Origin of the sequence: Streptomyces sp. NPDC056948, assembly GCF_042674225.1 — a bacterium.
In the GTDB taxonomy this organism is placed as follows: domain Bacteria; phylum Actinomycetota; class Actinomycetes; order Streptomycetales; family Streptomycetaceae; genus Streptomyces; species Streptomyces purpurascens.
Genome location: NZ_JBHUQX010000406.1, coordinates 1 through 8,530, shown reverse-complemented (window position 1 = coordinate 8,530; position 8,530 = coordinate 1). Strand labels below are relative to the sequence as shown.

The window sequence follows — 8,530 nt, the reverse complement described above, 5'->3', positions numbered from 1 at the left end:
ACGAGGGCGTGTCGCTGTGGGCGGTGCACGAGCCGTACGGCGGGCCCGAGGCGCTGAAACGCTTCGTCGACCGGGCCCACGAGCTTCTGGGAGACGGCCGAGACCTTCTCCGTGGCGGTGCGGATCTCGGCCGAGTCCTCGCCCTTGAGCTTTTCCTTCAGCTCCTCGACGGCCTCTTCGACCTCGGTCTTGATCTCGCCCGGAACCTTGTCCTCGTTGTCCTTGAGGAACTTCTCCGTCTGGTAGACGAGCTGCTCGCCCTGGTTGCGGGACTCGGCGGCCTCGCGGCGCTTGTGGTCCTCCTCCGCGTACTGCTCGGCCTCCTGGCGCATGCGGTCGACCTCGTCCTTCGGCAGCGAGGAGCCGCCGGTGACGGTCATCTTCTGCTCCTTGCCGGTGCCGAGGTCCTTCGCCGTGACGTGCATGATGCCGTTGGCGTCGATGTCGAAGGACACCTCGATCTGCGGGACGCCGCGGGGCGCCGGGGGCAGACCGGTCAGCTCGAACATCCCGAGCTTCTTGTTGTACGCCGCGATCTCGCGCTCGCCCTGGTAGACCTGGATCTGCACGGAGGGCTGGTTGTCCTCGGCGGTGGTGAAGATCTCGGACCGCTTGGTCGGGATCGTCGTGTTCCGCTCGATGAGCTTGGTCATGATGCCGCCCTTGGTCTCGATACCGAGGGACAGCGGGGTGACGTCGAGGAGCAGGACGTCCTTGACCTCACCCTTGAGGACACCGGCCTGCAGGGCGGCGCCGATGGCGACGACCTCGTCCGGGTTGACGCCCTTGTTGGCGTCCTTGCCGCCGGTCAGGTCCTTGACCAGTTCGGCGACGGCGGGCATACGCGTGGAGCCACCGACGAGAACGACGTGGTCGATCTCGGAGAGGTTGATCCCGGCGTCCTTGATGACGTTGTGGAACGGCGTCTTGCAGCGCTCCAGAAGGTCCGCGGTGAGCTGCTGGAACTGGGCGCGGGTGAGCTTCTCGTCGAGGTGCAGGGGGCCCTCGGCGGAGGCGGTGATGTAGGGCAGGTTGATCGAGGTCTCGGTGGACGAGGACAGCTCGATCTTCGCCTTCTCGGCGGCCTCGCGCAGACGCTGCAGGGCCATCTTGTCCTTGCCCAGGTCCACGCCGTGGCCGGACTGGAACTGCTGGACCAGGTAGTCGACGACGCGCTGGTCCCAGTCGTCACCACCGAGGTGGTTGTCACCGTTGGTGGCCTTCACCTCGACGACGCCGTCGCCGATCTCCAGCAGCGAGACGTCGAACGTACCGCCACCGAGGTCGAAGACCAGGATGGTCTGGTCGTCCTTGTCGAGGCCGTACGCCAGGGCGGCCGCGGTGGGCTCGTTGACGATGCGCAGCACGTTCAGGCCGGCGATCTCGCCGGCCTCCTTCGTGGCCTGGCGCTCGGAGTCGTTGAAGTACGCCGGGACGGTGATGACCGCGTCGGTCACCTTCTCGCCCAGGTAGGACTCGGCGTCCCGCTTCAGCTTCTGGAGCACGAAGGCGCTGATCTGCTGCGGGTTGAAGGGCTTCCCGTCGAGCTCGATCTTCCAGTCGGTGCCCATGTGCCGCTTGACCGAGCGGATGGTCCGGTCCACGTTGGTGACCGCCTGACGCTTGGCCACCTCTCCGACGAGCACCTCACCGTTCTTGGCGAAGGCGACGACGGACGGCGTGGTCCTGGCGCCCTCGGCGTTGGTGATGACGGTGGGCTCGCCGCCCTCCAGAACGCTGACGACGGAGTTAGTCGTGCCCAGGTCGATGCCGACCGCACGTGCCATGGTTGATTCCTCCAGCTGACTTGAGTGGAACGGACTCAAGTGTGCACGACGGCCCCCGACCGGTCAACAGAGCTGAGTCGAGCAGACTCAAGTCTTATCCGTTCCTTACACGCAACGGAGCCCTGACCTGCGGCGACATCTCGCGCCGAGGAGCCCGGGGGCCTCGGGAGGAGTACACCGAGACGCATGACACAGCGAGGACGACGACGAGGGCCACGCCCGCCACCCACCACAGCGCGTCGTTGCCGACCCAGCCGGCGTGCGCGAGTACCCCGACGGCCACCCCGGACAACGCCCCGGTCCCCAGCAGCAGACTCGCCCCCGGCGGGGTGAGCCCGAGCCGCCGCAGCCGGTGCGCGAGATGGTCGGGGCCGCTGCGGAGAACGGCCCGCCCGGCCATCCGCCGCGACAGCAGCACCAGACCGGCGTCGGCGCACACCAGGGCGGTCAGCGCGAACAGCACCCCCGCGCTCTCCCCGATCCCGGACCCGGCCCGCGCGTACACGGCCCCCGAGGCGATCACGAACCCCGCGGGCATGGACCCGCAGGCCCCGAGCCCGACCCGGGCGGGATGCCAGTTGTGCATGAGGAACCCGGTCAGCGCGGCGGCCAGCACGCTCATCAGCACGGCGATCCCGTCCATCACCTCGACCGCCGCGCAGACCCCCACCCCGAAGGCGGTCACGACCCCCACGGTCCCGGCGAGCCCGTCGGCGTGATCGACGCCCCGGAACCCGAGAGTCAGCCCCGCGACCCACACCACGGCCAGCAGCCCGGTCCCCACACCCGTCTCCCCGTACGGCACGACACAGGCCGCCGCCGCGGCCGCACCGGCGAAGAGCACCCGGCGCCGCAGCCGCCACACGTCGTCGACCAGCCCGAGCAGGGCCACCACGCCCCCGGCGACGAGCAGTTCCCGCACCTCGCCCCCGGTCGGCACGCCCTCCACCCAGCCGTAGGCGCACACCACCACACCGGTGACCGCCACGACGGCCACACCCCCGGACAGCGGCACCTCCCGCTGCCGCCGCCGGTCGACGAGACGCGACCACCGGGCAGGCGCCCGGAGGAGGGCCGCGAGCAGGGCGGTGAACAGAAGGGCGATGGCGGCGGCACTGATCCCGTAGAGCACGGATCCAAAATAGGGGTTATTGGGGTGATTAGACCGGAATAACACGATCATCCTAGGCGCCGCGGGGTCCGCGACAGGGGGAACACCAGGTCGAATTAGCCCTTCTCCCTGGCGTCTTGTGGGAGCCTGAGACGCCTCGGACCGTGGCAGGGCTCAGAGGGAGGCCGCGATGGGGGACGTGCTGGGGACCTGGTCGGTGGGGGTGGGCTTTCTGCTCGGCATCGCCGTTCTCACGCTCAAGGACTGGCTCGGCGCCAAGGCGAAGGTGCTCCTCGACTTCCTCTACCGCCGTTTCGCCGGCAGCCGCCTGCTGCGCCGGGCCGCCCTCGCCAAGTACACCCACGAGGTCTACCGCCGCCACAAGGAGTTCCCCGTCTCGTTCCAGGTCGACGAGGCGCTCAAGCTGCCCATGGCGTCGGTGTACGTACCCCTGCGTGGCGGCTCGGGCGACCAGCTCGCGGCATCCCTGCGCGAAGCCCGCCACAGCGTGGTCCTGGGCGTCCCGGGCGCCGGCAAGACGATGCTCCTGCGCCACGAGGCACTGATGTGGGCACGGCACAGAATCCGCGAGGGCCGCCGCCGGGTCGACCTGGGCGAGCTCAGGGGCATCCCGGTCCTGCTGGAACTCCACCGTCTGAACAAGGACGCCACGGCCGGTCTGGAGCAGCACATCGTCCGGCACTTCGAGCGGCACGGCTTCCCCCGGGCCGGCACCTGGGTGGCGGGCGCACTCGACCGCGGCGACCTGGCCCTCTACCTGGACGGGCTCGACGAGGTGAACAGCGACATCCGTGACCGGATCGTCGACATGATCAAGGACTTCGGCGAGACGCACCCCGAGTGCCGGCTCGTGGTCACCTGCCGTGTCGCCGTGTACGAGGGCCAGTTCACCGAGTTCCACCAGACGCTGCGCGTGCAGGACTTCGACGAGCACCTGATCCGCCGCTTCCTCGGCGGCTGGCCCTGGCAGGCCGGGACGGCCTCGGACAGCGTGGAGCAACTGCTCGGCGCCCTGCGGGACACCCCGCAGATCATGTCCCTGACCCGCAACCCGCTGCTCCTGACGATGATCGCGTACCTCTACGACTTCGTGTACGCGGGGACGGACCAGGTCCTGCCCCACACCCGGTCCGAGTTCTACAAGCAGGTGATCGACAACCTCCTGATCGACCGCCGCCGGCAGTCCGTCTTCCCGCACCCGCTGAAGAAGGCGGTGCTGCGCCGCCTCGCCCTCGTCGCCCAGGACGTCCCGTCGGACACGCACGACCGGCTCGCGCTGCCCGAGGCCGTGGTGCTGTCGACCACCCGGACCGTCCTGGAACGGCAGGGCCGGGATCCCCTCCAGGCCGAGGAGGTGATCCGGGAGATCGCGCACCGGAGCGGGCTGCTGCTCGTCGTCGACAACGGCGAGCGCTACCAGTTCGCCCACCTGACCCTCCAGGAGTGCCTGGCCGCCATCGAACTCGCGGCCGAACCACAGGCGCTGCTCAGGCGCTACACCGCGGATCCGCAGGCGTGGCGCGAGACCGTCAGGCTGTGGTGCGGAGTGGAGCCGCACGACTCCTCGGAGGTCATCCGCCAGGTCTTCTCCGGCGACCCGGTCCTCGCCTTCCAGTGCCTGGCCGACGCGCACACCGTGGATAGCAGCCTGGCCCAAGAGATTGTTGAGCACTTTCAAGATCGCCTGGAGTATGGCGACGAGCAGACGGTGACAGCCTTCAGTGTCGTAGCGTCAGATCCAGGGCATATAGGTGCACAAGCCTTCGACTTCCTTTGGGTGACCGTACGTTCGGCAGCAAATTCGGGGCTGGTAAACGCGGCTGCCCGCGCCCTGGCCGGCACGAATCTTCCGAGAGCTGCCGCGAAGCTGGCGCTTGCGGCCCGGGAACCAAGTGAGCCAGCGTGGCAGTCACTGATCACGATGGGAGACCTGGCAGTACCCGCGTTCATCACCAGAGCTCAATCGAGCACCCACGCCATACACGCTCTGTGGTCCATCCGTACGCCGAAAGCCGCACTCGCACTGAATGAGCTGCTGTGGACATGCCAGGATCCGGAAGTCGAGTTGCTCTGCGCCTTCCACCTGGGAGAGCTCCTGACCGTCCCGGAGATCGCAAGTGAGCTGTGTCGAGCCCCTGTGCCAGGTGACGCACAGTGCATGGACTGGGTCTGGGGACCGTTCGCGCAGGGTCCCGAGGACGCGTTGATCAAAATCGCGGGTAAAATCGCCGCCATCCTCGATCGCTTGGAGCCACAAGCGATCGAGGCGAGGAGCGGACTACCGACGCCGGACCCGCGCATCATCGTCCCCCTTGTTGCCTTCGGTGCCGCTACGGAGGTCGAGCACGTCGGCAACCACGTAGTGGCCGGCTCGATCTCCCTCCACACGGCAGAGTGGATATCCCCCCGGCGGAAGGCCCTTCGCGACTTACTTCCGCCACATACGCAGAAGTCAGTCAACTTCCTACTGGCCTATGAACCGAGAATCACGAGTCGGGCATCCTGGGACGCTCCCACCCAGTCCACGCGCTTTGACTACAGCAAGAGCCCGCACTACCGGTTCCTAGTGATGGTCAGCCTTGCCCTCTCGGGGGTAGCGGCATGGCGTGCACTGCAGGCGGCAACAGGTGAGTGGGGTTGGGGTCCCAGCTGGCTGGGCGCGGCGTCACTCATCCAGATTGTTGGAGGGTGGCTAGTTCTGGTGAGCCAAGGGGCCCTCGTCAACAGCCGGGCGCTGCGCAAATTCGGCCTGATGAGCCTCTTCACCTGCACTGAAGCGATCTGCAGGCCCCGCGGGAGCCACAGATACACCGAGTGGAGCAGCCTCTGGTCGATCGCTACCGTCGGCCTCCTACCCGTGGTCTGCACATACTCCTACGTCGCGCTGATGCAGCCGTATGGAGTCTTCGCGGCGACCCTCGCGGCACTCTTCGTTCTCGGGTCATACCTCTCCGTGCATGCCCGGGCAGCACTCCTAGACGCACGAGCATGGATGAAGGAGAGCGGCACTGTGCGAATGATCCTCGAAGATCTCGTCTGACCCACTGCACACGCCCTCGACATCACTCAGGCAACCCTCAGCGACGCAGATCACCGCTGGGCTGGCTACAGTGCGACAGAGGATAGGGGTAGTCTCAAACGGACTGCATAAGTTACCGCTTAGTAATGTCGGGAAACCTCAAGACCGCCAGGTCTTCCCGTGTTCCCGACGAAACCCCTCGCAGGCCCGAGGAGCCCCCATGCAACTCGCCGCGATCATCGTGTCGCTGGTTCTGACCGTGGTCGGCGTCGCGCTGCTCGCACGCGCGATCGGCCAGTTCGTCCGGTATTTCAAGCTGGGCCAGCCGGTCCCCGCAGGTACCCGGACCGACAACCCCTACCAGCGCAGCGTGACCCTGGTGAAGGAGTTCCTCGGGCACACGCGCATGAACCGGTGGGGCATCGTCGGTATCGCCCACTGGTTCGTGGCGATCGGCTTCCTGACGCTGCCACCGACGATCATCACCGCGTACGGCCAGCTCTTCCAGGCCGACTGGACGCTGCCGGTCATCGGCGGCTTCCTCCCCTATGAGCTCTACATCGAGTTCATCGCCGCGATGACGACCGTCGGTATCGCCACGCTGATGGTGATCCGGCTGCTGAACCTGCCGTCGCGCCCGGGCCGCAAGTCCCGCTTCGCCGGTTCGAAGATGGGCCAGGCGTACTTCGTCGAGTACGTCATCCTCACCATCGGCCTGGCCATCTACGTGCTGCGGGGCCTGGAGGGCGCGCTGCACCACGTGGAGGGATACGAGGCCGCGTACTTCGCGTCGTACCCGCTGGTCCTGGCCTTCAAGGGGCTGAGCGTCGCCGCGCTGCAGAACCTCGTCTACTTCTTCGCGATGATCAAGCTGGGCACGACCATGATCTGGATGATCACGGTCAGCCTGAACACCAACATGGGTGTGGCCTGGCACCGCTTCCTGGCGTTCCCGAACATCTGGTTCAAGCGCGAGGCGACCGGCGGCACGGCCCTCGGTGCCCTGCAGCCGATGACGTCCGGCGGCAAGCCGATCGACTTCACCGACCCGGGCGACGACGACGTCTTCGGCGTCTCCCAGGTCGAGCAGTACTCGTGGAAGGGCCTGCTGGACTTCTCCACCTGCACCGAGTGCGGCCGCTGCCAGTCGCAGTGCCCCGCCTGGAACACGGGCAAGCCCCTCTCCCCCAAGCTGCTGATCATGTCCCTGCGGGACCACGCGCACGCCAAGGCGCCGTACCTGCTGGCCGGCGGCGGCAAGACGATGGAGGGCGAGGAGAAGGCGTCCGAGGAGCAGCTTGCCGGTGTGCCCGCGGCCGCTCTGGCGGAGGCCGAGCGCCCGCTGATCGGCACCGCCGAGGAGAACGGCGTCATCGACCCGGACGTCCTGTGGTCCTGCACCACCTGCGGTGCCTGCGTCGAGCAGTGCCCGGTGGACATCGAGCACGTCGACCACATCGTCGACATGCGCCGCTACCAGGTGATGATCGAGTCGTCGTTCCCGTCCGAGGCGGGCACGATGCTCAAGAACCTGGAGAAGAAGGGCAACCCCTGGGGCCTGGCGAAGAAGCAGCGCCTGGAGTGGCTCAAGGAGCTGGACTTCGAGGTCCCGGTCGTCGGCAAGGACATCGAGGACCTGTCCGAGGTCGAGTACCTGTACTGGGTCGGCTGCGCGGGCGCCCTCGAGGACCGCGCGAAGAAGACGACGAAGGCCTTCGCCGAGCTGCTGAACATCGCGGGCGTCAAGTTCGCCATCATGGGCGGCGACGAGAAGTGCACGGGTGACTCCGCCCGCCGCCTGGGCAACGAGCCGCTGTTCCAGGAACTCGGCATGGAGAACGTCATGGCGCTGAACATGGCGTTCGGCGAGGAGATGGACGACGACGGCAAGGTGACGCCCGAGTCGGCGAAGCCCAAGTCGGCGAAGAAGATCGTCGCGACCTGCCCGCACTGCCTCAACACGATCGGCAACGAGTACCCGCAGCTCGGCGGCGACTACGAGGTCATCCACCACACCCAGCTGCTCCAGCACCTCGTCGACGAGGGCAAGCTGGTCCCGGTCACGCCGGTCGAGGGCATCATCACGTACCACGACCCGTGCTACCTGGGCCGCCACAACAAGATCTACACCCCGCCGCGCGAGATCATCGCCAGCGTCCCGGGCATCCGCAACGAGGAGATGCACCGCCACAAGGAGCGGGGCTTCTGCTGCGGTGCGGGTGGCGCCCGGATGTGGATGGAAGAGCGCATCGGCAAGCGCATCAACAACGAGCGCGTCGACGAGGCACTGTCCGTCAACCCCGACATCGTCTCCACGGCCTGCCCGTTCTGCCTCGTCATGCTCACGGACTCCGTGAACGGCAAGAAGAACGACGGCAAGGCCAAGGAGTCGATCACCGTCGTGGACGTGGCCCAGCTCCTGCTGGACTCCGTCAAGACACCGGCCCCCGCGGAGGGCTCCGACGGTGACGACGATGACAACGACGGCGGCGAGCCGCCGGCGGGCACGTCGGACTCTACGAGCGCGCCGGAGCCGGAGCCGGTGAAGTAACCGGCCGTTTGCGGCTGTCTCCGACGCCCCCTGTCCCGAAC

General features: G+C 67.4%; 4 protein-coding genes. 2 read left to right on the top strand and 2 right to left on the bottom strand.

Annotated elements, in window-relative coordinates; all coding sequences use genetic code 11:
• Window positions 1–1,787, bottom strand: a 1,787-nt coding sequence (dnaK, locus tag ACFTZL_RS36180; RefSeq protein ID WP_382592010.1) for a molecular chaperone DnaK, incomplete at its 3' end; no start/stop codon positions are given.
• 94 nt (window positions 1,788–1,881) lie between these two features.
• Window positions 1,882–2,919 carry an MraY family glycosyltransferase gene (locus ACFTZL_RS36175; RefSeq protein WP_382592007.1) on the bottom strand — a complete coding sequence of 346 codons (1,038 nt, stop codon included), beginning with the start codon at window positions 2,917–2,919 and terminating at the stop codon, window positions 1,882–1,884.
• 169 nt (window positions 2,920–3,088) lie between these two features.
• On the opposite strand from ACFTZL_RS36175, the gene ACFTZL_RS36170 reads away from it, so the two are divergent.
• On the top strand, window positions 3,089–5,959 hold the full coding sequence (locus ACFTZL_RS36170) for an NACHT domain-containing protein (protein WP_382592004.1): 2,871 nt from the start codon (window positions 3,089–3,091) through the stop codon (window positions 5,957–5,959).
• Window positions 5,960–6,158: 199 nt separating this feature from the next.
• Entirely contained in the window at window positions 6,159–8,489 is a 2,331-nt protein-coding gene (locus ACFTZL_RS36165; protein ID WP_382592001.1) for a (Fe-S)-binding protein, read from the top strand.
• The last annotated feature ends 41 nt before the right edge of the window (window positions 8,490–8,530 follow it).